Source organism: Polynucleobacter sp. Latsch14-2, from assembly GCF_018881925.1.
Taxonomy (GTDB): domain Bacteria; phylum Pseudomonadota; class Gammaproteobacteria; order Burkholderiales; family Burkholderiaceae; genus Polynucleobacter.
This window is the reverse complement of sequence record NZ_JACVPL010000003.1, coordinates 25034-50641: the sequence shown is the minus strand read 5'-3', so window position 1 is coordinate 50641 and position 25608 is coordinate 25034. Positions and strand designations below refer to the sequence as shown.

The following is a 25608-nucleotide window of genomic DNA, read 5'->3' as shown; positions in this document are numbered from 1 at the left end:
ATTACCACTTATTATTAATAAGCTATCCGCATTACTGGGATAGCTTTTTTGCTTCTGTAATTTGGGAGATGAAAAATTGCTCAAAGGAAATGGCTAAGAAGGTCATCATTACGGCCGCTCCAAATACCAATGAAAAAATGACTGTCAATATCACTGGCCAGCCCGATTGTGTTTTTCCTGCCGAATTAAATTGCGCATCCCACTTTTCATCTGCCCGCAATCCCAAGGCAATCGTTGTGAGCCAGCTAGCCTCCATTGCCATAAAGCCTAGGGTCAGTAGAACCCAGCCAGGCGCAGAATGAAAATGCGCCGCCTTTAAGAGAAACCAGCCACCAACACCGCCAAGCAAAGAAAATAATTGCGCCCATGCCCAAAAAGATTTGAGGCCGAGTAAGTAGATGCAGTTAAAGCCGGTTCCTGGAAAAATAAATCCTAGTAAGCAGAAAATAAATTTAGAGTGCTTCATTAAAACCTTCGTGTTATTAATTGAGATTATTTTTTGTTGACTTCACGTTGCGCAAAGCTCAGCACTTCACGGTCACGACCAATAATGAGTAATCGATCGCCATCACGCACAATGGTTCGGTAATCATTGAGCTCATAGAGAAAATCGTTCTCGAGTTCCATGCGTTGTGGACTGCAGACCATTTTGGTGTTGGTGATTTTTTCTAGGGTAAAGCCACGTTCATCTTCGCTAATCTGGGCTGTAAATCGATTGCAACCTGTGGAGCCGCTAAGGCGTTCGCCATTCGCATCAAATACGATTTGAATGGGGTTGCTACTTTCACCTTGGGGAATTTGCCTAGCGCGCACCTCACCGTTGCTGTTGGGGGTGAGATTCCAGCGGATAAGCTCCCACTGGGTATTTTTGAGTTCTCGAGTTGGGGGGCTGATCTTCGCTCCGCAGGGGGGGATGACATTGGCGCAGGCCGTTAAAAGACTTAAACCTAGACAGGAAAATGCCAGGAATGAATGATTTAAGCTGCTTCTAAACGAACTAGCGAGGCTATTTTTGCGGGACATATTTATCTAACTCGTTGTTTTTTAATCAATTTTTATCACCTTGAAGCAGCTATTCTACTGACTTAGGACTTCAAATAGGTGGAATAAGTAGGGGTTTTCGTCTAGAATATGAGGTTTTCCGCTATACCGTGCATTTGTTTTACTTATTTGCTCGGTGAGCTTGAGCCCAAGATTTTTGTAGAAATGTCGTTGGGTTGTAATCAACCTGTTTTTAATTTTAGATTTTAAGGAATAACTATGGTCGTCATTCGACTAGCACGCGGCGGTTCTAAGAAGCGCCCTTTTTACAGTATCGTTGCTACTGACAAGCGCAATCGTCGCGACTCGAACTTTATCGAGCGTATTGGTTATTTCAATCCTAAGGCAGCTGAGTCAGAGCAAGCAATGCGTATTGCTCAAGACCGTTTGACCTACTGGACTGGTGTTGGTGCGCAAATTTCCCCAACGGTTGTTCGTTTAATCAAGAATAATCCTGCAGTCTAAAGACTCCATTTCTAGAAACCCTATCTAAATGATGGGGCTTCTAGTAGCAGGATTCATCAGCAGTGTTATCTAGGGAGACCGGGTGAATTCATTATGAGCGCGCCATCCCTAAGCGATTTGATTGAGCTTGGTGCAATCGCTGATGCTCAAGGTTTACAAGGTCAAGTGAAGGTTCGCCCTCATTCCCCTGACCCTGTAGCACTTCTTTCTTCAAAAGAAATTTGGCTTTCTCTGATCCCCCGACGGGACGCAGGTGTTTCTGCATTTCAAGAGCAGGCCTCTTTACGTCCATACAAGGTCAAGCAAGCAAAAATGCATAGCGGTACTGTCATCCTTGCTTTGGATGGCATCGCAGACCGTGATCAAGCGCTTGCATTAAAGGGTGCTCGAATCTTGGTTGGGCGCAAGGATTTTCCGCAGGCTGATCAAGATAGTTATTACTGGGTAGACTTAATTGGTTGTCAGGCAAATAATCTTCAGGGCGAACATTTAGGTGAGGTTTTGGATGTTACCGAAAATGGTGCTCATGGTGTCATTGCTATAGGGGACTCCGTCAGTCGGGCAATAAAACAATTGGTGCCTTTTGTAAAAGAGGTTGTTCACAATGTGGATCTACCCAATAAATCGATTACGCTAGATTGGCAAGCTGACTGGTAAGTCGGTCAATACTTTTAACCCTACTATGCGCTTTGATGTCGTCACCTTATTTCCAGAAATGTTCCAAGCTTTAACGCAGTGGGGTATTACTGGGCGTGCCTACGAAAAGGGTTTGGCTAGCATCAATCTGTGGAATCCGCGTGACTATTGCAGTGATTCTCGTAAAACAGTGGATGATCGTGCATACGGAGGTGGTCCTGGCATGGTCATGATGGCTAAGCCATTGGAAGATACGGTAAATGCTATCAAGGCGGCTCACGAGTCTGAAAACATTAAATCTGGACCGATTTGTCTTTTGGCGCCCCAGGGAGAAACTTTTTCCCAAAAGACGGCCTCTGAGATTCTGAGTTACGGCAATATCAACTTTATTTGCGGTCGTTATGAAGCGATTGACCAGCGTTTTGTAGATCGCAATATCGATTTACAGCTTTCTATTGGCGATTTTGTGGTTTCTGGGGGTGAATTGCCTGCTATGGCCATGATGGATGCGGTTATTCGGCTTATCCCAGGGGCGCTGGGCGATGATGATTCTGCTGTCCAGGATAGCTTTATTAATGGTCTTTTAGACCATCCGCACTATACCCGCCCTGAAATATATGAAAATTTATCGGTGCCGGACGTGCTTTTAGGCGGACATCACGCTAAAATAGCAGATTGGCGTCGGCATAAGTCTTTAGAGCTGACGCTTAGGTTAAGGCCGGATTTAATTGAATCCGCCCGAGCCAAAGGGTTGCTAACCCGAGAAGATGAGTTATTTCTTCAATCACTGTGAGTCATCTCAGTGTTGAATAAGGCGCTTATGTTTTGGTTTAGTGAAATTGATTTAACTGCATCCTCTGTCTGGTCCGTTGATTTATATCTCGGGATTAAACGCTGACAAGATGTTTAAGGATTAAAAATGAATTTGATTGAAAAAATTGAGCAAGAAGAAATTGCTCGCTTAACTGCCAATAAAACACTGCCAAGTTTTGCTCCTGGCGATACAGTGATTGTTGGTGTAAACGTAGTTGAAGGTACACGTAAGCGTACCCAGGCCTTTGAAGGCGTTGTGATTGCCAAGCGCAATCGTGGACTCAATTCCAGCTTCATCGTTCGTAAGATTTCATCTGGCGAAGGTGTTGAACGTACATTCCAAACTTACTCACCATTGATTGCTAGCATTGAAGTGAAGCGTCGCGGTGATGTACGTCGTGCGAAGCTGTACTACTTGCGCGATCGTTCAGGTAAGTCTGCACGTATCAAAGAAAAGCTTCCTGCACGAAAAGCAGCGGCTGTACCAGCTGCTGAATAATGATCGGCTTGAAGTGAAAAAGGCGGCCTTGGTCGCCTTTTTTGTTGCCCTAAAATAACAATATGCCCAAGATATCGAAACCTGAAGAACATGTAATCAATGTTGCAGCTCCTGCAGGTTTTGATGCGCAGGCAGTCCCTATCAGAGGCATTTGCGATAACCAGACTAAGGTGACCCCTCATCTTTTAAGTCCTTTGGCCATTCAAGAGCGATTTCAGTCTCCGCCCGAATGGGAGCCAGAAATTACCGATGAGAATCGACATGTGATTGCAGCTGACATCATTGCCAAGCGTCAAGCAGCTGGGAAGGTTACGCGTGCTGCCGTACTGATTCCTTTGCTACTAAACCCGGATGGTTTATCGATCTTATTGACCCAGCGAACTAATCATTTGCGGGACCATGCTGGTCAAATTAGCTTTCCGGGCGGTCGCATGGACCCTCAGGATACCGGTCCTCATGAGACAGCTTTGCGCGAAAGCAGGGAAGAAATTGGTCTAGAGCGAGAGCGGGTCGAGATTATTGGTCAATTACCTGAGTATTTGACGGTTTCCGGTTACAGCGTGACCCCAATTGTTGGCTTGGTCAAACCTCAGGCAGAATATGTCTTGGATGAATTCGAGGTAGCGGATATATTTGAGGTACCTCTGCAATTTTTGATGGATCCAGCAAATCACCAGATTCGGGTTTGGCAGAGCGACCAAGGTAGCCGCAGCTTTTATGCAATGCCCTACAAGGATCGCTTTATATGGGGAGCGACAGCTGGAATGTTACGTAACCTGTATCATTTATTAAAAGTATGACTTTCTTTTCTATTCTATTTGCCCTGATCGCCGAACAGTATCGTCCGGTATCAGTTAATCATTGGATCCATCGTGTAAGTGCTCGATGGCTAGATTGGGTCGCCGGTGAGTTTGGTGGCAAGACTGAGGATGGAGCAAGCCCGGTGGGTGCGCGGATGGCCTGTTTAGTCGCCTTCATTCTTCCCACCTTTTTAGTTTTTATAGTGTATGTAGCCTGCATGCTCACTTATCCAATCTTGGGTTTTATTTGGAATGTGACTATTGCTTACTTATTTTTTGGTTTTCGTCAGTTCAGCCACTCATTTACTTTGGTGCATGAAGCGATTGAGAATCATGATTTACCTGCAGCTCGTCTCGCCTTAGGTGAGTGGTATGGTCCTGAGTTGGACGTATCCAGTTTGAATGAGGCTGAAGTTATATCCCTGGCTTTAGAGCGTGCGATTATCGGCTCTCATCATCATGTATTTGGGGTCTTGTTCTGGTTCATGATGCCTATGGGCCCAGCAGGCGTTGTGCTTTATCGCTTGGCCGATATTGCAGCCCAGCGTTGGTCGGACAGGGGTGACTTTAATTTAAGTGAGGCAGCTCGCCATTTCTTCTATGTATTAGATTGGATTCCAGCCCGGATTACTGCAATGGGTTTTGCGATCGTAGGTAATTTTGAAGGTGCAGTCTATGCTTGGCGTTATTTGACTGGCAAATGGGCTGATTCATTATCAGCGGTGATTCTTGCGGCAGGTAGCGGTGCGCTTGGTGTGCGCTTAGGAGAGCCTTTAAGCGAGCCTGATAGCGATGAAGCTTTGCGTATGGCTGAAGCGGGTGAACCTATTGTTTATGAAGTAGGTCTTGAGCCAACTGAGCGGACAATGCGTTCCGCAATTGGTTTGGTGTGGCGCTTGGTTATCGCTTGGATGGCTTTATTGCTAATGCTGACCATCTCTCTTTGGCTTGGCTAATCCCTTGAATCTGCGTATCTGCTGTTTTTGAATCAGATCGCAATTGCCTAAATAGCGCCAGTCTTTCTGGCGCTATTTCATTTTTAGCTACTGCATCACGGACCGCACAATCAGGCTCAGATTGATGTGCACAATTATGAAAACGGCATTTACCAATCAGCCCCTTGAACTCTCTGAAAGCATGTTCTAGCTCACTTACTGACATATGCGCTAAACCAAATTCCTGAAAGCCTGGCGAATCAATGAGCGCCCCCAGTTTGCCATGAGCATCTCTTCCCCAGGTCTTTGGTAGCTCGAAGTAACGGCACGCTGTAGTGGTATGTTTTCCCGTATCTAGTCTTACCGAATACTCTTGGGTAAGGGCGGCAGCATTAGGTACCCAAGCGTTAAGAAGACTCGATTTACCCATGCCAGATTGCCCTACAAATACCGAGACCTTGCCTTGCAAGGCAGGGCGCAATGCTTCCATTGAAGTTGCATCAAACTTGGCAGAAACTTCACTGACTGGGTAGCCCATCCGCGCATAAGGCGCAATGATTTTGCGAGCCTGTTCTAAGTTGTCTGGTAGATCGCATTTATTTAGGATGATATGCAAGCCAATTTGATTAGTTTCTGCGGCCACGACTGCTCTGCCCAATAGGTCTGGTGAGAATGCAGGTTGCGTTGCCAAGACAACTAAAATTTGATCAACATTAGATGCAATGAGTTTGCTCTTAAAGGCATCCGATCGATAGAGAAGGTTTTCTCTGGGCTCGATTTGAATGATGCGCGCTTGATCTGCCGAAGTCATCTCTAGCAACATTCGATCACCTACGGCACCGATATGTTGTTTAGCAGGAGTGCTTACCTGAATTAGCGGGCCATCGGGAGATTCATTTTCATGAGTGTCTTTGATTAAACGCTGCGCTAAATAGTGCCTTCCGTAGGAAGCAATTAGTAACGCATGAAATTGCTCCATCAGTATTTAACTTTGACGTTGAAGATTGGCAATGCGAAGTGGTGCAGGAGGATGAGAGCTGTAAAACGCGGTATAGATCGGATCAGGCGTTAGGGTGGAAGCATTATCCTGATACAGTTTTACCAGTGCCGAGATAAGATCTTTTGCTGAAGATTTACTGGCTGCAAATCCATCCGCCTCGTATTCATGTTTACGAGAGGCAATGCTAGCTAGAGGTGTAAAGAAGAAGCTAAATACTGGCGATACCAGCATAAATAGAGCTAGTGCTAGCCCACCGTTGTAGCCATTCAGATTGGGCATGACGCCAAGGTCTGTATAAAACCATAGTTGAGTGCTGATCCAACCCAACAAGGCAAACATACCAAAGCTGAGGGCAAATGACACCAATAAACGTTTGCGAATATGGTTGCACTTAAAGTGACCAAGTTCATGAGCCAATACCGCCTCAACTTCGTCGGGATTTAGTTTTTCTATTAAGGTATCAAAGAACACAATCCGTTTGGCTTTACCCATGCCAGCAAAAAATGCGTTGCCATGAGCGCTTCGCTTGCTGCCATCCATGACAAATAAGCCCTGGCTCGCAAAGTCGCAACGCGTCAAGAGGGCCTCAATTTGAGTCTTCAGGGCACCCTCTGGGAGAGGCTGAAATTGATTAAATAAAGGCGCAATAAAGCTAGGAAAAATCCACTGCATTAGCAGGCTAAATAGAGTTAGTACAACCCAAGCCCAAAGCCACCAAAGGTCTCCAGCCTGTGCCATCAAGCTCAAAATGGCCCACAGCAGTGGAACACCAATTGCCGCACCAATACCAACACCTTTAATCAAATCGATAAAGAATAGTTTCTTATCCATGCGATTAAAGCCAAAGCGCTCCTCAACATGAAATTGCTTGTACCAGGAGAAGGGTAGGTCAATTACTCCGGAAATAATAGCAATCGAGCCCAGTAAGGCAATCTGCTGGGCAATACCATCACCGAACAACTGCAAAAGAGATAGATTGAGAATCTGCAATCCACCGAGCAGGGTAAAGGCAATCAAAATAATGGCGCTGACACCGTTCTCTAAAATACCTAGCCGTAATTTGGCGATAGTGTAATCCGCTGCCTTTTGATGTTCTGCTAGCGTGACCTTTTCAGTGAACTCTATGGGTACATTTATCCGATGTTGAGCGACGAAGCGCATTTGACGTTGAGCTAGCCAGTGGCGTATGCCGAAGCTTGTAATGAAGGCAATGAGGAAAACAATGGTGAATGTCATGACCCCCATTATATTTATAGTTTTGCTTTAAATGAGATAAGCCTAAAACTTTTCTCGTAAGCAGTGCTTTTGACCAAAACTAGGCTATCCCTAAAACACTAACTCGTCGAGAAATTACTTTTTTGTTAATAGCAATGCAAAATCTCGAGCCGAATCACAGGTTTCAAGTTCCCAGACGGCTTGGCAAATTTTTCTGGCTTGCTCGGCGCCCAGGATCGGTGAAATCAAGTCGGTACATTTTCTGTCGAGTTCTATCCGAGTCATTGAATTATTTGGTGTACCCTTCACATCCCGTGTATAAACTTCAAAGCTCTCGCCAGATTGGAGTGTTAGTCGCACAATCCCTTGTCTAGTCGGCATATTTTTTGATAGCTCATCACTGCCTTCTAGGGTAATGGATTTTCTAAGCTTGAGCACTTCAGGATTTGCCATCTTAGTTCGATCGTGAGCCAGGTGAAAATCCATTTTGCCTTCGATAATCATTAAGGCAACTAGATGCTGTAGACAGATTTCAGGCATCTCTCGATTGTTAACGATGGTTAAGGATTCATGTGGAATCTTGACGTGAATGTTAATGATATTAGATGGGTCAAGTTTTTTTCCAAGGGTATGAATTAATTCATCTACACAGTCAAGGGGCGCTTGAATTGGAGAGCCAACGGTCCAGCGTTTAATACTAGTTTGTAAAATTTCATAACGAATGCCTAGGTCAACACCAAGTTCTTGTCTGAGTGGATCAATTCCATAGGCGTCATAGAAATTGCGTTCACCTGAAAAAACATCATCCACACCTGTAAAACCATTGGCGACCATCATCGCCGCAGTAACTCCATTTCTAGCGGCCATTCCTCCAAAATCAAAAGCTTTTTCGATGTGGTCTTTATCGCGCATCCAGCATGAAACTCCTGAGGCTTGTTGAGCTGCATAAGACAAGAGATATCTGGCTTGGATTGCGTTGACCCCAAAAAGGGCGCCAGCAGCGGCAGCAGCGCCAAAGTTCGGTCCAAAGGTGTGAGATGAATGCCCATTCGCCCTAAATTGATAAGGGTGTAAAGACTTTGTTAGACGACAGCAAATGTCGTAACCCAGAGTCATGGCTTTGAGCAGGTCGATGCCTGAACTATTCTGTAGCTCTCCTGCAGCCATTACCGCGGCAACAATGCCGCAGCCGGGATGGGTCAAGGACTCTGCATGAGAGTCATCGGTTTCATCAGCATGGCCGAACATTCCATTTGCTAAGGCAGCATTAATGGCCGTTGTTTTCAACCTCGTACCGAGAAGGCTGGCCTGAGGAGCGGCTGCACCTTGTGCATTGATGAATTGAATTGCTCTTTCACCTGCCAACATTGTGGAGCCAGAGATCATGGATGCAACGGTGTCTAAAAAATGAAACTTCACTTTTTCAAGAACATGGTCCGGCAGATCCTGCTTGAGTGCATTGGCGATGTACTCAGACACTTTTGGCATCGGTGATGATATTAGTTCCATAGGGTGCTCGTGATGAGGTGAGTTGTTTATCTGCAAAGCTGTAAAAGCTTTTTCATATCCTGCTCACGATCAATATCCCATATCATTTTTTGGGCTTGTTGGGCATTCTGAGCTCCAATGACTGGAGTGGCATTAGAGAGAAATTTCTCAATGAGATCTTCATCTGACATGGGGTGGTCAACTGTTCCCTTGGCATGTTCAATATAAATTTCTTCCGAGCCAGCGTTAGTATTAATGCGAGCATATGCTTGATCTCTTTGTAGGGATTCATCAACGGCCACTGTAATTTTTTGACGTAACTTTTCAACTATTGGATCCAATACCCTACGATCAGAGTATTGCTCAATGCCCGCTTTGCCATCTAGGAAAGCAACTGCAATACTATGGTAGATACTAAATTTTGAATGTAGACCAGAGCTAGGATTTAGTGTGCCAGTAATAGATACAACTAGGGGATTGACCTTAACCTCAATCGACTCAATGGCGTCATGATCCCATTGCTTCAATTGGCGCAGTGCTATGAGCGCATCAATCGCCGGGTGCAATACAACACCACATGCATAAGGCTTAAAGCCATTACGGGCAATCTCCCAATCAACACCCAATTCATGAGTCATGCGCTCCGGCGCCGAGCTAGCGCTGTAGATGCGACAGAAACCTCTTTTGCCTTCCACGATTTCTACGCTGCTATTAAAGCCCTTCATAGCTAATCGTGCAGATAAGATTCCATTAGCGGCAGCTTTTCCCGCATGGAAAGATTTGCACATGGTTCCGCGGTTTTGTTGCATGCCGCTAGCTTGCGTGCCTGCTATACCCATTGCGTGCGTCATTTGGCTAGCATTTAGTCCCAATAGCTTTGCTACAGCTACTGCTGCTGAGAAGTGCCCCAGAGTGCCCGTGAGGTGCCACCCTCCTGCATGATGGGCGGGAGATGATTGGCCAACCCGAACGCCAGCCTCAAAACCGCAAATATAGGCAACTAGAAAATTTTTACCACTACTAGCTTGGCGTTGCGATTCAGAAAATAGTGCGGATAAAGTAGGGGAGCTAGCATGCAGCACAACTCCACCCATATGGGTGTCATCAAAATCTAATAAATGACCCATCTGACCATTTACCATTGCCGCATTGATATAAGACAGGGATGATTTTTTACCTAAAACAATCGCCTGAGGTTCTGCCCCATCTTCCTTAAGGGTCTCTATTAAGATGTCTGGAGTGGAATCAAGACTGCCAATCAAGGCGCATCCAAGCCAGTCTAAGATGCCTCGCTTACCAGCATGAATTGTTGCGGGAGATAAATCTTCAAATTTAACCTTAGAGATGTGTGTGGCGAAGTCCTCTGTATATGCAGGACTTCCATCTTCTTTAATATGCATTCCCATTTTTAATCCTTAATCAGCGTAAATATTTGCTTTAGTAATGACTTCTGTCCAGCGCTTTGTCTCAGCATCCAGCATATCGCCTGCCTCTTTTGAGCCACCTTGTACGGGCTCCATGGCATATCTTTTTAGTAATTGCTGAATGCCATCTGAGGCCAAGGTGAGTTCGGCCGCTTTTCTTAATTTCGTCAATACATCATTGGGTAAATTGGCTGGTGCGTAGACACCATACCAGCCCGCAACATCGTAATCCTTCACGCCGCCCTCAATCATGGTCGGTACATCGGGGAGCGTGGAAGATCTAGTGTTGGTAGTCACGCCAATCGCTCTAAATCGTTTTGCCTGAATTTGAGATTTCAATTCTGCGACAGAGCCAAACATCATTTCCACATCTCCTGCCATTAAGGCATTCATTGCGGGGCCCGCACCTTTATAGGGGATGTGGGTAATATCAACCCCTGCTTTATTTTTAAAAAGCTCAGCCGCAAGGTGAATGGCCGATCCAGAGCCGGCAGATGAATAATTAAATTTTCCAGGGTTAGCTTTTAATAGGGCGACTAATTCAGGTACGTTCTGAGCGGGAAAATCATTTTTCACTACCAATACATAAGCCGATCTCCCAATCAATGTGATCGGCTGAAGGAGTTTAAGATTGATTGTGGATTTTGGGTACATCGCAGGCGCAGAAGCGGTTGCAATATTGCCCAGTAAGAGCGTATATCCATCAGGCGGCGCCTTAATAACACTCAGTATGCCGATGGTGCTCCCTGATCCAGGTCGATTATCAACAATCACAGTTTGACCTAAATTTTTCCCAAAATCTGAGGAAAAAAGTCGCGCGATTCCATCTACAGCTCCAGCGGGCGCAAAAGGGACAACCAGTTTTACGGGGTGATCAGGGTAGGCAGCAAATGCTAGAGCTGGCACACACAGGCTCGCTATAAGACTTGCTTGACCCAATGCATTTTTAAGTTTTTTGACAGGGTGGAAGGCGCGAATGCAGCCTGCAATAAAAAGAGAAGCTTGACTAGATTGAGACATATAAGGTTGCCTAGCGTATTGAGAAATAAAGATTAGAAATATTCATTATTTGCTATCTTACACATGGAAATAAAATCAAATACTTTCCTTTAAATTGGCTGGGTTTAAGCGAACCTAAAGCATGTGCGTACATGTTTGCTAAGCTTGCGCCTTCCTTTTTTGCTGGCGGACTCTTTTAGAGCATAAAATGCCTTTTAATATGAGCGAACAAATTGATTCACCGATAACAAAGCCGGCTCCAGCCAATGAGTACCTGGTTTGGCTTGACATGGAGATGTCAGGCTTAAATCCTGAATCTGAGCGCATCCTTGAGATTGCAATGATTGTGACGGACGGGCATCTTAATACCATTGCCACCGCCCCCGTTTGGGTAGTACACCAAGAGGACGCTGTGCTCGATGCCATGGATGCTTGGAATAAGGGCACTCATGGGCGCTCCGGTTTGATTGATAAAGTAAAAGCCGCCAAACAGGATGAAGCTGCTGTTGAGGCTGAATGTATTGCTTTTTTGAAGCAGTATGTGAAGGCTGGCGTCTCCCCAATGTGCGGCAATACGATTGGACAAGATCGTCGTTTTATGGCCAAGTACATGCCTAAATTAGAGGCCTACTTTCATTATCGGAATGTCGATGTTTCCACTTTGAAGGAATTATGCAAGCGCTGGCATCCAGAATTGCTCAAAGGCTTTACAAAGAAACAGGCCCATACAGCACTCGCTGATATCGAAGAATCTATTGAAGAGCTAAAGTATTATCGAGAAAAATTCATCGCTCCCTTGCCGTAAATAGGCTTGGTACTGCATAAGGCCCGCTATGTGGGCCTTATTTATTTTTTGAGGGCGCTTTTTGGTCTAAAGGCTTTAATGATGGATTCATTGGTTTCGATGTAAGGTCCGCCAATCAGATCAAGACAGTAGGGTACGGCGGCGAAAATACCAGGAACAATGGACTTACCATCTTCATCCTTCAGCCCCTCAAGGGTCTGGGCAATCGCTTTTGGTTGTCCCGGCAAGTTAATAACCAGGGCGGCATGCCCTTCAATTTCGCGTAGTACGGCGGTTTGGCGTGACAAAATAGCTGTCGGCACAAAATGAAGGCTAATTTGGCGCATTTGCTCACCAAAGCCGGGTAACTCTCGTGTTCCGGCATCCAGAGTGGCTTCGGGGGTGACATCTCGGCGAGATGGGCCGGTGCCGCCCGTAGTGAGTACCAAGTCACAGCCCATTTCATCAACGAGCTCCACAATAGTCTCGGCAATGACTTCATGCTCGTCAGCTATGAGGCGTTCATGGAAGAGGTATGGCGTGCTAATAGCACCCATTAACCAGCGCTGTAGGCTTGGAATGCCCTCATCACTATAGACGCCCTTGCTGGCTCGGTCTGAGATCGAGATTAGACCAATTTTGATTTCATTTGGAGTATTGCGTTTCCAAGCTTCGGTATGCTTCATGCTTCTATTCTAGCTATTATTAGGATATGTTTACATACACATCACACCAGTTCACCGAAATTATTGACTTCATGCTATCTGAGGCCCGAAAGCGAGGGGCATCTGATGCTATTGCGGAGATTTCAGAGGGGCAGGGCTTATCCGTAACCGTTCGCAAAGGGGAGGTTGAGACCATTGAGCAAAGTTTAGATAAACAGGTTGGTGTAACGGTCTTTTTGGGGCATCGTCGCGGCAATGCTAGTACCAGCGATTTTTCTAAACATTCATTAAAGGCTGCGGTAGAGGCTGCTTATCATATCGCCCAACATACAGCCGAAGACGATTGCGCGAGTCCTGCGGAGGCAGAGCTTCTAGAAAAGAATCCATTAGATTTAGATTTGTTTCATCCATGGTTATTGGAGTCGGAGCAAGCAGTTGAAATTGCACGGGCTGCTGAAGGTGCGGCATTTGCCGTTAGTAGGCAAATCAACAATAGCGATGGCGCTTCTGTATCGGCTCATCATGCACACTTCATGATGGGAACGAGCCATGGTTTTATGGGCGGCTATCCCTTTTCAAGGCACTATATTTCTTGTGCCCCGATTGCAAGCGAGGGCGGAAAAAAATCTGCAATGCAACGTGATGATTGGTATTCAAGCTCTCGCATTCCTGAAGCATTGGCTGATCCTGCGTCGATTGGAAGGTATGCGGCACAGCGGGCGTTATCGCGTTTAAAGGCGCGCTCAATTAAAACGCAGCGTTGTCCTGTTATTTTCGAGGCGCCCTTGGCGGCGGGGTTGGTGGGCGGATTGGTACAGGCGGTATCTGGTGGAGCCCTGTATCGTCGTTCGAGCTTCTTACTAGATAGCTTGGGCAAGCAAGTATTGCCCAAGCACGTAAGTTTGTTTGAGAATCCCCACATGAAGTCAATGACAGGTAGTGCACCTTTTGATGAAGAGGGTGTGAAAACTGCGGCGCGCACTGTTGTGAATAAAGGAGTTCTGGAGGGTTATTTTTTATCAACCTATTCCGCTCGCAAACTAGGCATGAAAACTACAGGCAATGCTGGCGGTTCACATCATCTGATGCTGCATAGCAGTAAAACTCCCACAGGAGGGTTGCTTGGTCTGTTGAAGCAAATGGGCACAGGATTATTGGTAACTGAATTAATGGGGCAGGGCGTGAACTATGTCACTGGGGATTACTCGCGCGGTGCTTTTGGCTACTGGGTAGAAAACGGCGAGATTCAGTACCCGGTCGAGGGCATTACGATTGCTGGTAATTTGCGAGACATGCTACTCGATATTGAGTTGATTGGCGACGATACTTTGATCAGAGGTACCAAAGAAACTGGTTCCATCCTTATTCGGTCTATGACTATAGGCGGTAAATAAGTTTATTGATTGGAGATGGATATACTTTTTACACTGCATTAGAAAAATTAATGGAGATCACTATGCAAAGACGTTCCTTTTTAAAAAGAGCTGCCGTAGGAGCGGGTACTGCCGCTCTAGCGAGCCCTGCGCTTGCGCAAGGTTTGCCCACCTTGAATTGGCGTTTAGTTTCGAGCTTCCCCAAGTCTTTAGATACCTTATATGGCACACCAGAAGTTTTCGCTAATGCCTTGCGTAAAGCTACGGATGGCAAATTTAATGTCAAAGTGTTTGCTGCTGGTGAGGTGGTGCCCGCACTGCAAGTATTGGATGCTGTGCAAAATGGTACCGTTGAATGTGGGCATACAGCGAGTTACTATTATCTCGGTAAAAATAGCGCCTTTATTTTTGATACTGCAGCACCTTTTGGAATGACCGCTCGTCAACAAACAGCTTGGATGCTACATGGCAATGGCATGAAGTTGATGCGTGAGTTATATGGAAGCTATAACTTAGTGAACTTTCTTGGTGGTCAGACCGGCACTCAAATGGGAGGGTGGTTTCGGAAAGAAATCAAATCCCCTGAGGACTTAAAAGGCTTGAAATTTCGGATCGCTGGTTTTGCTGGTCAGGTGTTATCTAAGCTTGGTGTAGTGCCCCAACAGTTACCAGCCGGAGAAATTTACTCCGCTCTTGAAAAGGGTACGATTGACGCAGCTGAATTTGTTGGCCCATATGACGATGAAAAATTGGGCTTGGCTAAAGTGGCAAAAAATTATTATTACCCAGCCTGGTGGGAGGGTAGTGCTGCACTCTCGTTTCTTGTGAATAAGAAAAAGTGGGATGAGTTACCACCTTCTTATCAGGCAGCTTGGGAGGCGGCTTGCTACGAAGCCCATACTGATATGTGCGCTAAGTACGATGCCCTTAATCCACCGGCCCTACAGCGTTTAGTTCAGAGTGGTGCAGTATTGCGCAAATTTAATACGTCGGTAATGGATGCTTGTTTTAAGGCTGCACAAGAAACTTATGCCGAAGAGTCTGCTAAAAACCTGCAGTTTAAAAAGATATTTGATGACTACCGCGTGTTCAGAAATATGGAAGCCCAGTGGTTTGGCTTGGCAGAGCAGGCCTTTGCCCAATACAGTTTTAGCAAGAAGCTTTGATTGATGGGATTTATGCTGATAAATAAAAGGGCTCCTAGGAGCCCTTTGAGCTTTCAAGCACACTGTTTTATTTGCGCTCTAGCGTTAAAAAGTTAAAACTAATATCCCCTTCGCTCCCTGGAGTGCGCTCCACTTCTTGCCACTCCTCTGAATTAGGTATTTCAAAGAAGGTATCCCCGCCATCTATATCGATATCAATCTCCGTAAGATAGAGCCGATCAGCCTTAACAAAACCTTGTGTGAAGAGCTGCTCTCCGCCGATGACAAAAACGCGGGAAAATTCAACTAGACGATTAAGAGCTTCATCTAGAGACCCAGCAACTTCGGCGCCCACTAATTGCAATTTGTCATTTCTGCTAACAACAACATTGCGCCTTCCAGGCAGGGGGCGTCCAATTGATTCCCAAGTCTTGCGACCCATGATGACGGGGTGCCCCATAGTTACTCGCTTAAAGAATTGCAAATCTGCGGAAATTTTCCAGGGCATTTGATTGTCGCGACCAATTACGTGATTGCGTGAGCGCGCAACAATCATGGAGATGGCTGGTTGAGTCATAACGGGTTGAATTTTCTTAAATGGCTACTGGGGCTTTGATGTGTGGGTGAGATTGGTAGCCAACAATCTCAAAGTCTTCAAATTCGTAATCAAACAAAGAATCCGGTTTGCGTAGAATCTTGAGTGTGGGTAATGGGTAGAAATCCCTTGAGAGCTGAAGATCTACTTGTTCCAAGTGATTGCTATAGAGGTGACAGTCGCCACCAGTCCAAACAAAGTCACCAACTTCTAGATTGCATTGCTGAGCAACCATGTGGGTTAGTAGTGCATAGCTTGCAATATTAAAGGGCACGCCTAAGAAAATATCTGCACTACGTTGGTAGAGTTGACAGGAGAGTTTTCCATCAGCTACATAAAACTGAAAGAAGGCGTGGCAAGGCGCCAATGCCATGCGTGGAATATCAGCAACATTCCATGCCGACACAATAATGCGGCGTGAGTCTGGATTCTTTTTGATAGTCTCAATGACCTCAGAGATTTGATCGATATGTTGGCCATTGGGTGCAGGCCAAGAGCGCCACTGGTAGCCGTAGATTGGACCCAGGTCACCATCGGGTGCCGCCCATTCATTCCAAATAGAAACACCGCGTTCTTTGAGCCAGTTATTGTCGGTGCTCCCCTTGAGAAACCACAATAATTCGTAAATGATAGATTTGAGGTGCAGCTTTTTGGTTGTGACCATTGGGAAGCCGTCGGCCAAATGAAAGCGCATCTGATGTCCAAATACGGATATCGTGCCAGTGCCTGTTCTATCGGACTTTTTAACGCCCTTGGCCAGGACTTCCTTCATCAGATCGTGATATTGGTGCATATAAATAATGTCTAAAAGTAGAGGATTTAGATAGAGCTTACTCGAATGTGGGACTCTTTACCCCAAGTACCTTATGAAGTTTGGTTGAGGTAGTGGTGTATTGGAGTGGAATTTGTTTTTCGGGTTGTAGATATTCAGCTGCAGCGAAGGCTGCCAGCGCTGTTTCATGAAATCCTGACAAAATCAGCTTCTTTTTCCCGGGATAGGTATTGATATCACCAACCGCATAAATCCCAGGAATACTGGTTTGAAATGTGGCTGTATTCACCACGATTTGCTTGCGATCAATCTCCAGCCCCCAGTCCGCAATCGGCCCTAACTTTGGAGATAGACCAAAAAAAACTAATAAGTCATCTAAGGGTATTGCGCGAAGCTTGCCGTCAATGTCGGTAACCTGGATTTCAGTAAGCCGATCGTTAGAGGCATGAAACCCAGTAGGTTGACCAATGACGAGTTCCATATCGTTGCTCGTACAGAGCGCACGCATTTGCGCGATGGAGTTTGGGGTGGCTTTGAAGTCGTCTCGGCGATGAATAAGGGTCACACTTTTAGCCTTACCGACTAGGTGTAGGGCCCAGTCCAGAGCGGAATCTCCACCGCCGCAAATGACAACACGCTTACCCTTTAATTTTTCAGGATCTTTGACACTATAAAAAAGTTGCTTGTTTTCAAAAGCGTCGATGCCATCTAGTCGCAAGGTACGAGCTTGAAAAGCACCAACCCCCGCCGCAATGAAAACAGTTTTGGAAATAAATTTTTTGCCAAGAGAAGTCTCTAATTTCAGGCGACCATCTTCCTGCTTTGCGAGGGCAACAACTTCTTGTCCCAAGTGGAACTGTGCGTCAAATGGCTCAATTTGTTTTAAAAGATTATTGGTGAGCTCTTGTCCAGTGCATACTGGAATTGCAGGGATGTCATAGATGGGTTTGTCGGGGTAAAGCTCTACACATTGACCACCTGGAACCGGTAGTGAATCAATGACATGCGCCCTAATTTCCAGAAGGCCTAGCTCAAAGATCTGAAAGAGGCCCACCGGACCGGCGCCAATGATGACTGCATCGGTTTCAATAGTTTGTGGCAACAGTCAATCTCTTGCTTGTGTCTAAGAGTGGCTCAGAATTACTTGGCTAGTTGATCAAGCTTGTTTTTGACATCTTTCCACTCATCAGCATCCGGCAATGCGGCTTTGGATTTGGTAATGGAGGTAAAAGATGGGGACAATTCTGCATTCAGCTTGATGAAGTCTTGTTGGTCGCCAGGAACATCATCTTCTGCATAGATGGCATTGACTGGACACTCAGGAACGCATACAGCGCAGTCAATGCACTCATCTGGGTCGATCACTAAAAAATTAGGGCCCTCACGAAAGCAATCAACTGGACAGACATCAACGCAGTCTGTGTATTTGCAGCGGATGCAGGATTCGGTAACAACGTAAGTCATAATATTTTTTGTATTAAGGGCCCTTGAGGTTCATGGGCTACTAAGTTATAAAAGCTCAATTTTAGCTGAATTAGCCTATTTTTCAGGCAAAAACCGCAATTTAGTTGAGGTAAAGTTCCAAGCATGACAATTTCAGAAAATATCCAAGTTATGTCCAATAAACCCAAAATTTTGGTTGCCAGAGCGATATTTCCAGAGGCGCTTGCTAAATTGCAAGAGTCTTTTGAGGTCCGCTCTAACCAGACTGATCAAATTTTTACACCCGCAGAATTGCAAAAGGAGCTTTCTAGCGTTGTTGGAGCATTGGTGGCTGGCAGCGAAAGAATTGATGCCAGCGCCTTATCTGGCGCACAGGGTTTAAAAGTGGTTGCAAACATTTCTGTTGGCTACAACAACTTTGACGTCCCGGCAATGAGTGCTGCTGGTGTGATGGCAACCAATACGCCAGATGTATTGACGGACACCACCGCTGATTTTGGTTTCGCTCTTTTAATGGCGACTGCTCGCCGCATCACTGAATCAGAGCACTGGATTCGTGCTGGCAAATGGGATCAATGGTCAATAGTGAATAATCCTTTGGGTATGGATTTGCATCACAGTACCATAGGCATTATTGGCATGGGGCGCATTGGACAGGGCATTGCAAAGCGCGCCTTAGGTTTCGGCATGAAGGTTATCTATCACAATCGCAGTCGCCTAGCGGAGGTCGATGAAAAAGCTTGTAGCGCTACCTATGTTTCGAAGGAGGATTTGCTTCGAAACGCGGATCATGTGGTGTTGGTGCTACCTTACACTACTGAAAACCACCATACGATCGGTGCAAAAGAAATTGCTTTGATGAAGTCCACTGCAACCCTGGTCAACATTGCCCGCGGAGGTATTGTGGATGATTTCGCTTTAGCCCAAGCACTAAAGACTAGGAAGATTTTTGCAGCAGGCTTAGATGTGTTTGAGGGGGAACCCACAGTCAACCCAGAATTACTTAAATTGAGTAATGTGGTTCTCGCACCGCATATTGCCAGCGCTACTGAAAAAACACGCAGAGCAATGGTAGATCTCGCAATTAAAAATTTACATGCTGCGCTCGATGGTAAGAAGCCACCAAGCTTAATTAATGCGGAATTATTTAAGGTTTAAAAACAGAAATTAAAACTATTCAGTTTCAATTTCTTCAGGCAACTCTTTAATGGCAATCTCAATGCCGCCAAAGGTATCTGCAACCCAGTTGTAGACTTTGCATGCAATCCACAGCAAACCAAAACCAAGCAAGGCATTGAGGATGAGGGCCGAGAGTACTGTAAAGCCGGGGATTGCGCCATCTCGAATGAAGGCTACAAAAAGGGCTAGCAAAACAATGGGAACGGAGAAGCAAAGGTAAACCAAAACAAGTGTTTTGGCGGTATGCATGGGATCGAGAAAGACAATTTCTTTTTTGCTAAGTTTCATGAGGAACAATATTAAAGCAGTCCATCAAAAAGCGCCACATCTACCCAGTTTCCGGGGGTAACATTTCCTTGGTCGTGATGGAGGATGACGAAGCAATTTGCCTCACTCATCGAGCGCAAAATCCCAGCGCCCTGACTGCCAGTGAGCTTAACTACCGGCTTGCCATCCTGGCCGCGCCTCAAAATGGCCCGCTGAAATTCTGTTCGACCAGGTTTCTTACGGATGGCAGATTCTGCAATGGCCTGGGTGATTGGGGGTGCGGTTAGGGTGGCGCCATTGAGTTGCAGAAGCGCTGCCCGGACAAATTGATAGAAGGTCACCATGACAGCAACAGGGTTGCCTGGTAAGCCAAAGAATAGGGTTCTACGTGCTGTTGATTGGCCTGTGATGGGCTTGAGCGTTCCAAATGCCATCGGTCTGCCTGGACGCATCGCAATCTTCCAAAAACCCACATCCCCTAGCTCTTGCATGATTTGTTTGGTGAAGTCTGCTTCGCCAACAGAGACGCCGCCAGAAGAAATGAGTACATCCGCAACCTTTGCAGCATTGCAGAAAGCTTCCTTAAGGGCATCTGGGTCATCACGTACGATGCCACAATCAATAATTTCGAGATTTAAGCGATTCAACAAGCCAGTGAGGCTATGGCGATTGCTATCGTAAATGCCGCCAGCAGCTAATTCTTGCCCTAGAGCGCACAACTCATCGCCAGAGGATAGGATGGCGACTTTGAGTTTGCGATACACCTTGAGAACGGGCACTCCCAGAGAGGCTGCTAAACCGAGATCGGAGGGTCGCAAGAGTCTGCCAGATTGAATTGCGGGTTTTGCTTTTTGGAGGTCTTCTCCACGCAAGCGACGGTTTTCACCTGGTTTTAGTAGGTTCCGCTTGAACTCAATGGATGTATCGCATTGGGCACTCACTAGCTCTTGCGGAATGACGGTATCACTACCAGTCGGCATGACTGCGCCCGTCATGATTTTTAGGCATTCCCCTTTACCAATCTCCCCTGTAAACGGTTTTCCTGCGTAAGCGGTGCCGATGATCTTTAATGAAACGCTATCTTCGGGAACCCCAAGGCAATTACCATTGAAAGCATAGCCATCCATCGCCGAGTTATCGGCCGCTGGCACATCGATGGGGGATAGTAAGTCTTGGGCCAAAATGCGATTGATTGCTTGATCTAGGGGTACTAGTTCAATATTGCTAGGATCAACTAATTTTTTAGATTCTTCAATGAGCTCAATAACTAGGTCGGAGATAGCTTTGCGTGCCTCGTCAACATGTAGCGAGGAGTTTAAAAGTATTGGGTTATTAGGAGATAGTTTCATTTGATGAGATCTTCTAGCTGCTTAAGCTCTTCTGGAGTATTTACATTTGCAAAGGCCTGGGCATGCTCAAAAATAACGGTACTAGTATGTAAACCATTAAACCAATGATCAATTTTGAGATCACCTTTACGAAGAAATGTATCCAAAGAGTCGGCGATATCACTGCGCATTAAACAGAAGACCGGTTGCTTCCAGACCTTGCTATTAAATTCTTTTGTTGAAGCGTAAACCAATTGGTAATTGCCACTTTCAAGCTCTTCTGCAAGCTTTGAGCCTAAATCGAGCGGGAGGAGTGGGGAGTCACAGGGCGCGGTTAGTAGGTAGGGTGTTTTGCAAGCTTTAAGCCCAGCGCTAAATCCAGCCAAAGGTCCCGAAAAGTCAGGGGCCTCATCTCGGATAACTGGGTATCCATAGACAGAATAATGAGTGATGTTGCGATTTGCATTGATGAGAATATGCCCAACTTGATTCTTGAGTCTGTTGATTGCCGACTCAATCAAGGCATTTCCATGAAAGGGAATCAGGCCCTTATCAATGCCTCCCATCCGCTGAGCACGGCCGCCAGCCAAAATAAGTCCGGTAATTTGATTTGCAGAAATCATTAGCCACCGATATAAGACATTTCAACTTTCCGGTTACCGGAATTTGGATTGGCAGTATTGGAACCACGAATTTCAGAGTAATGATCGTCGCGAGCGGCCCAGATTGCCATCAGGGCATTGCTAATTTCTAGGTCGGACTTACCTGAACGCATGAGGGTTTTAAAGTCAAAACCCTCATTGGCAAAAAGGCAGAGATACATTTGTCCATCAGTTGAAATGCGCGCACGCGTGCATTCGTGACAGAAGGTTTGCGTCACGCTGGAGATCACACCGATTTCACCGCTGCCATCGGTATAGCGCCAGCGTTGAGCTACTTCTCCTGAGTAATTTGCACCGATGGGCTCCAGCGGAAATGCTTCATGTATTTTGGCGATCACCTCTTTGGATGGAAGAACCTGAGTGAGGTCCCAGCCATTTGAGCTGCCAACATCCATAAACTCAATGAATCTCAAAACAATGCCGCTACCCTTAAAGTGCTTTGCCATTGCTACGATTTCATGATCATTGATATTTTTCTTAACGACCATATTAACTTTGATGTTCGAGAACCCAGCCTCTTGAGCTGCGGCAATGCCATCGAGAACATCTGCAACAGGAAAATCTACATCATTCATTTTTCTAAAGGTCTCATCATTTAGCCCATCAAGACTGATGGTGATGCGATGTAAGCCGGCATTTTTTAACGCCAGGGCTTTCTTGCGCAGAATACTGCCATTGGTTGTGAGCGTGAGATCTAAGGCATCTCCAGCTGGCGTGCGAACATTTGCTAACATCCCAATCAGGACTTCTATATTTTTTCGGAGCAGTGGTTCACCACCGGTTAAGCGAATTTTTTCTATGCCTAAGCCTGCAAATATAGAGCTGAGCCGAGTAATTTCTTCAAAGCTCAGAAGTTCGCTGTGCGAGAGATAGGGATAGTGTTGATCGAATACTTCCTTTGGCATGCAATAGGTGCAACGGAAGTTACAGCGATCAGTCACCGAAATTCGAAGATCGCGCAGAGTGCGCCCACGTAAATCCTTGGTATGGGGATGTGCTTGAACCAAATCCTTGGGAATGGATGGCTTAAGGCCTTTGCCTTCATCGATTCGAATAGGGATTACTTTATCAACCATAAGGTGATTATGGCTGTGAAACGTAGTTTCTGCCAAGTTGCCAAATATCCTTGTGAGATAAATGACAACTTGTAGAAATTAGCTTAGACCGTTTTTTCTTGGCCGCCGGTTTCAACTAAAACCATTGGGCCTTCCGGGAGGGATGCTGGTGGCTTTGGTGCTCTACCTAAATTAGATATTACGGGTTCTGCCTTAATTTGGTTTTGCGCTTCCGTATGTTTGCTTGAGTCAGTTGCTACCCAAATCATTCCAGCTGATTGCACAACACTATGCAAAGGTGTTTCCTCTAGTGCCTGAAACGAAACTTTTGGAAGTTCAGGCATTGGCTTTGCAATCACTTCAATAGCAGGGGTCGCCACTGTCACTGGAGTGGTTTCTTGAGAAGGACGAGGCGCGCGTGGAGCTCTATCACCACGTGGCGCTCTTTCAGCTCTTTCTTTTGGCTCGCTCGCTACTGCTTGGCGATTACCAAAACTACGACCTAAGTCTTTGGTTGGCATCGTTGCGGAAGCGCCGGCCATGCCTACAGGAGGGCCGGTGAATGAAGTCGTTACTGCAACTATGGAAGCAATGGCATCATCACCATTGGCATCTGTACGCTCACGTTGACCACGACCACGACCACGACGATTGCGACCACGACCACGACGCTCTTCACCATCTGCGCTTGGAGCGGTTGCACCATTTGGAGCCGCGTCGGTTGCCGGTGTTGCTACAGCTTGGTTGCGAGGAGTTTCTGTGCGTTCTGGCTTTGGACCATTTTGATTGCGATTACCGTTACGATTGCCGTTGCGACCACGATTATTATTGCCGCCCTCAGTGCTAGCACCTTCAGCACCAACTGTTGCTGGACGCTCAGCGCGCTCACCATTACGGTCATTGCGCTCACCACGACGACCACGGTTACCATTCCGGTTGTTGCGATCACCATTGCGACCTTGGTTGCGACCACGAGGGGCTACAGGTTCAGGCTTTGCTTCTGGTGTTGATGAAGAGAAGAGACTTTTGATGAAGCCAAAGAACCCGCCTGAGCTTTCAACTTTAGCCGGCTCTCCGCGTGGTGGACGTGGCTGACTTACTGGCGCTGGAGCGTTAGGGGTAATGCCTTTAACGGCGGCCTCAGGACGGGACTTCACGTCCGCATCTTTTTTACTAACGGTCGTATCAGTTTCCAATTCGCGAGCAGCTTCTTCAGCCATCACGTAGCTGGCTTTTTGATCATCAAGACGAGGGTCGTCATGGCGTAAGCGCTCGAGCTTGTAATGCGGTGTCTCTAAATGCTTATTAGGAATCATTAAGACATTGACTTTGAAGCGACTCTCAATCTTGATGACTTCAGGACGTTTTTCATTGAGGAGGAACGCTGCTACTTCTACTGGTACCTGTGTATGAATCGCCGCGGTATTTTCTTTCATCGCCTCTTCTTGAATAATGCGCAAGACTTGCAATGCTGATGATTCGGTATCGCGAATATGGCCTGTACCGTTACAACGTGGGCAGGTGACATGGCTACCCTCGGAGAGAGCAGGTCGCAAGCGTTGGCGTGACATTTCCATCAAGCCAAATTTGGAGATCTTACCCATCTGAACACGAGCACGGTCATGACGCAAAGCATCGCGTAGGCGATTCTCAACATCTTTCTGCGCTTTGCTCGACTCCATATCAATAAAGTCGATGACAATCAAACCGCCCAAGTCACGTAAACGTGCTTGACGAGCAATTTCATCAGCGGCCTCTAAATTGGTGCGGGTTGCGGTTTCTTCAATATCAGAACCGCGTGTTGCGCGCGCAGAGTTCACGTCAACTGATACCAGTGCTTCGGTATGGTCGATCACAATCGCTCCCCCAGATGGCAGCGGCACAGTCCGTGAGTACGCCGTTTCAATTTGATGTTCAATTTGAAAGCGAGAGAACAAGGGCACGTCATCTTGATAGCGTTTTACTCTTGGCAGATTGTCCGGCATTACTACCGACATAAATGCAGCAGCTTGCTCATAGATGTCATCGGTATCAATCAGGATCTCGCCAATGTCAGGCTGGAAGTAATCGCGTATTGCACGAATAACCAAGCTGGACTCGAGGTAAATTAATAGAGGTGCTGAGTTGCCTTTAGCGGCTTCATCAATGGCGCCCCATAACTGCATGAGGTAGCTTAAATCCCACTGTAACTCGGTGGCGTCACGACCAATACCAGCGGTACGCGCAATGATGCTCATACCATCTGGTATATCTAACTGGGACATTGCATCGCGGAGTTCTTGACGGTCTTCGCCTTCAATACGACGGGATACGCCGCCCCCACGTGGATTATTGGGCATTAAAACCAAATAACGGCCAGCCAGGGAAACAAAAGAAGTTAAAGCTGCACCTTTTTGGCCACGCTCTTCTTTTTCTACCTGAACAATGATTTCTTGACCTTCGCGCAGAGCTTCTTTGATGGAAGCATTGCGGACGTCGATACCCTCTTTAAAGTAGGTTCGGGCAACTTCTTTAAATGGCAGGAAGCCATGGCGCTCTTCGCCGTAATTTACAAAGCACGCTTCTAGCGACGGCTCGATGCGAGTAATTACCCCTTTGTAAATATTGCCTTTGCGTTGTTCGCGACCGGCAGCTTCGATATCAATATCAATAAGTTTTTGACCATCGACGATGGCAACTCGCAACTCTTCTTGTTGAGTTGCATTAAATAACATGCGTTTCATAACACTCTCCTATGGGGGAGGGCGTCGCTGCGGCGGTGCGTTAGGGGCAGTTTAAGCACTTGGGGCGTAGCCCACCAGTGGCTTTATGAGTGTGGATCAAACAAATCTAGGCATATCTTGCCTAGTACACCAGATTGAGCCTTGGCTTAATCAGTGCCACACTTGACGATCGCCGCAGAGACCTCCTTTAGGTCATCAATGCAGGCGCGCGCCTGAAAACTGTCTTCTAATCGCGGGTCGCGGCATACGGCACACCAACCCTGCGCCTCATTACAACGGGGGAGGGGCGACCCCGAGAGTCT

At 46.4% G+C, this 25608-nt stretch carries 27 protein-coding genes; 10 read left to right on the top strand and 17 right to left on the bottom strand.

Features of this window, described 5'->3' with window-relative positions:
- Positions 1-31: 31 nt before the first annotated feature.
- Positions 32-466, bottom strand: coding sequence for a hypothetical protein (locus ICN46_RS04045; RefSeq protein ID WP_216204853.1), 435 nt, complete (start codon positions 464-466; stop codon positions 32-34).
- Positions 467-492: 26 nt separating this feature from the next.
- A complete protein-coding gene (locus ICN46_RS04040) occupies positions 493-1023 on the bottom strand; it encodes an META domain-containing protein (protein WP_216204849.1) in 531 nt (176 codons plus the stop codon).
- Positions 1024-1260: 237 nt separating this feature from the next.
- Here ICN46_RS04040 and rpsP point away from each other — a divergent pair, with 237 nt between their 5' ends.
- From rpsP to ICN46_RS04010, 6 genes are all read left to right on the top strand, one after another.
- Entirely contained in the window at positions 1261-1506 is a 246-nt protein-coding gene (gene rpsP, locus ICN46_RS04035; protein WP_216204846.1) for a 30S ribosomal protein S16, read from the top strand.
- 93 nt (positions 1507-1599) lie between these two features.
- Positions 1600-2163 (top strand): ribosome maturation factor RimM, encoded by a 564-nt coding sequence (gene rimM / locus ICN46_RS04030; RefSeq protein WP_216204845.1) that lies wholly within the window; start codon positions 1600-1602, stop codon positions 2161-2163.
- Between the two features lie 25 nt (positions 2164-2188).
- Positions 2189-2935 carry a tRNA (guanosine(37)-N1)-methyltransferase TrmD gene (trmD, locus tag ICN46_RS04025; RefSeq protein ID WP_216204841.1) on the top strand — a complete coding sequence of 249 codons (747 nt, stop codon included), beginning with the start codon at positions 2189-2191 and terminating at the stop codon, positions 2933-2935.
- A 126-nt stretch (positions 2936-3061) separates the two neighbouring features.
- Complete coding sequence (gene rplS, locus ICN46_RS04020) at positions 3062-3454, top strand: 50S ribosomal protein L19 (protein ID WP_216204838.1); 393 nt, start codon at positions 3062-3064, stop codon at positions 3452-3454.
- A 62-nt stretch (positions 3455-3516) separates the two neighbouring features.
- Positions 3517-4254 carry a CoA pyrophosphatase gene (locus tag ICN46_RS04015; protein WP_216204835.1) on the top strand — a complete coding sequence of 246 codons (738 nt, stop codon included), beginning with the start codon at positions 3517-3519 and terminating at the stop codon, positions 4252-4254.
- On the top strand, positions 4251-5210 hold the full coding sequence (locus tag ICN46_RS04010) for a CobD/CbiB family protein (protein ID WP_216204832.1): 960 nt from the start codon (positions 4251-4253) through the stop codon (positions 5208-5210). The genes ICN46_RS04015 and ICN46_RS04010 overlap by 4 nt, the downstream gene beginning before the upstream one ends.
- On the opposite strand, the gene rsgA is transcribed toward ICN46_RS04010, so the two are convergent.
- The 5 genes from rsgA to ICN46_RS03985 all read right to left on the bottom strand — a co-directional run bounded on the left by rsgA (position 5155) and on the right by ICN46_RS03985 (position 11336).
- Positions 5155-6168: a ribosome small subunit-dependent GTPase A gene (gene rsgA / locus ICN46_RS04005; RefSeq protein ID WP_216204829.1), complete on the bottom strand. Its 1014-nt coding sequence runs from the start codon at positions 6166-6168 to the stop codon at positions 5155-5157. The two genes, ICN46_RS04010 and rsgA, sit on opposite strands and share 56 nt — an antisense overlap.
- A 6-nt stretch (positions 6169-6174) precedes the next feature.
- Positions 6175-7434 (bottom strand): M48 family metallopeptidase, encoded by a 1260-nt coding sequence (locus ICN46_RS04000; protein WP_216204827.1) that lies wholly within the window; start codon positions 7432-7434, stop codon positions 6175-6177.
- Positions 7435-7539: 105 nt separating this feature from the next.
- Positions 7540-8913: an MmgE/PrpD family protein gene (locus ICN46_RS03995; protein WP_216204824.1), complete on the bottom strand. Its 1374-nt coding sequence runs from the start codon at positions 8911-8913 to the stop codon at positions 7540-7542.
- 26 nt (positions 8914-8939) lie between these two features.
- Positions 8940-10298, bottom strand: a complete 1359-nt coding sequence (locus tag ICN46_RS03990; protein ID WP_216204821.1) for an MmgE/PrpD family protein — start codon at positions 10296-10298, stop codon at positions 8940-8942.
- A 9-nt stretch (positions 10299-10307) separates the two neighbouring features.
- Positions 10308-11336, bottom strand: a complete 1029-nt coding sequence (locus ICN46_RS03985; protein ID WP_216204819.1) for a Bug family tripartite tricarboxylate transporter substrate binding protein — start codon at positions 11334-11336, stop codon at positions 10308-10310.
- Between the two features lie 199 nt (positions 11337-11535).
- Between ICN46_RS03985 and orn the strand changes: the two genes are divergently transcribed.
- Entirely contained in the window at positions 11536-12120 is a 585-nt protein-coding gene (gene orn, locus ICN46_RS03980) for an oligoribonuclease (RefSeq protein WP_216205443.1), read from the top strand.
- Positions 12121-12161: 41 nt separating this feature from the next.
- Here orn and mog read toward each other — a convergent pair whose 3' ends face one another.
- Positions 12162-12785, bottom strand: a complete 624-nt coding sequence (gene mog, locus ICN46_RS03975) for a molybdopterin adenylyltransferase (RefSeq protein WP_216204816.1) — start codon at positions 12783-12785, stop codon at positions 12162-12164.
- 26 nt (positions 12786-12811) lie between these two features.
- Between mog and pmbA the strand changes: the two genes are divergently transcribed.
- Together pmbA and ICN46_RS03965 are read left to right on the top strand one after the other, a co-directional pair.
- Positions 12812-14158, top strand: a complete 1347-nt coding sequence (gene pmbA / locus ICN46_RS03970) for a metalloprotease PmbA (protein WP_216204813.1) — start codon at positions 12812-12814, stop codon at positions 14156-14158.
- A gap of 62 nt (positions 14159-14220) precedes the next feature.
- Positions 14221-15303, top strand: coding sequence for a TRAP transporter substrate-binding protein (locus tag ICN46_RS03965; RefSeq protein ID WP_216204810.1), 1083 nt, complete (start codon positions 14221-14223; stop codon positions 15301-15303).
- A gap of 67 nt (positions 15304-15370) precedes the next feature.
- Here the strand turns inward: ICN46_RS03965 and ICN46_RS03960 are convergent, their stop codons facing one another.
- The 4 genes from ICN46_RS03960 to fdxA are packed head-to-tail and all read right to left on the bottom strand — an operon-like array spanning position 15371 to position 18113.
- Positions 15371-15859, bottom strand: a complete 489-nt coding sequence (locus ICN46_RS03960; RefSeq protein ID WP_216204807.1) for a dihydrofolate reductase — start codon at positions 15857-15859, stop codon at positions 15371-15373.
- A 16-nt stretch (positions 15860-15875) separates the two neighbouring features.
- Positions 15876-16670 carry a thymidylate synthase gene (locus ICN46_RS03955; RefSeq protein ID WP_216204804.1) on the bottom strand — a complete coding sequence of 265 codons (795 nt, stop codon included), beginning with the start codon at positions 16668-16670 and terminating at the stop codon, positions 15876-15878.
- 37 nt (positions 16671-16707) lie between these two features.
- Positions 16708-17754 (bottom strand): NAD(P)/FAD-dependent oxidoreductase, encoded by a 1047-nt coding sequence (locus ICN46_RS03950; RefSeq protein WP_216205440.1) that lies wholly within the window; start codon positions 17752-17754, stop codon positions 16708-16710.
- A 35-nt stretch (positions 17755-17789) separates the two neighbouring features.
- Positions 17790-18113: a ferredoxin FdxA gene (fdxA, locus tag ICN46_RS03945; protein WP_216204801.1), complete on the bottom strand. Its 324-nt coding sequence runs from the start codon at positions 18111-18113 to the stop codon at positions 17790-17792.
- Between the two features lie 150 nt (positions 18114-18263).
- On the opposite strand from fdxA, the gene ICN46_RS03940 reads away from it, so the two are divergent.
- Complete coding sequence (locus ICN46_RS03940) at positions 18264-19250, top strand: 2-hydroxyacid dehydrogenase (RefSeq protein WP_216204798.1); 987 nt, start codon at positions 18264-18266, stop codon at positions 19248-19250.
- A gap of 15 nt (positions 19251-19265) precedes the next feature.
- Here the strand turns inward: ICN46_RS03940 and ICN46_RS03935 are convergent, their stop codons facing one another.
- From ICN46_RS03935 to ICN46_RS03915, 5 genes are all read right to left on the bottom strand, one after another.
- Positions 19266-19559 (bottom strand): hypothetical protein, encoded by a 294-nt coding sequence (locus tag ICN46_RS03935; protein ID WP_216204795.1) that lies wholly within the window; start codon positions 19557-19559, stop codon positions 19266-19268.
- Positions 19560-19570: 11 nt separating this feature from the next.
- Entirely contained in the window at positions 19571-20887 is a 1317-nt protein-coding gene (gene moeA / locus ICN46_RS03930; RefSeq protein ID WP_216204793.1) for a molybdopterin molybdotransferase MoeA, read from the bottom strand.
- Positions 20884-21489, bottom strand: a complete 606-nt coding sequence (gene mobA, locus ICN46_RS03925; protein WP_216204790.1) for a molybdenum cofactor guanylyltransferase MobA — start codon at positions 21487-21489, stop codon at positions 20884-20886. Before mobA ends, moeA begins: the two co-directional genes overlap by 4 nt.
- Positions 21489-22604 (bottom strand): GTP 3',8-cyclase MoaA, encoded by a 1116-nt coding sequence (gene moaA / locus ICN46_RS03920; protein WP_216204787.1) that lies wholly within the window; start codon positions 22602-22604, stop codon positions 21489-21491. Before moaA ends, mobA begins: the two co-directional genes overlap by 1 nt.
- 83 nt (positions 22605-22687) lie before the next feature.
- A complete protein-coding gene (locus ICN46_RS03915; RefSeq protein WP_216204784.1) occupies positions 22688-25306 on the bottom strand; it encodes an Rne/Rng family ribonuclease in 2619 nt (872 codons plus the stop codon).
- Between the last annotated feature and the right edge of the window lie 302 nt (positions 25307-25608).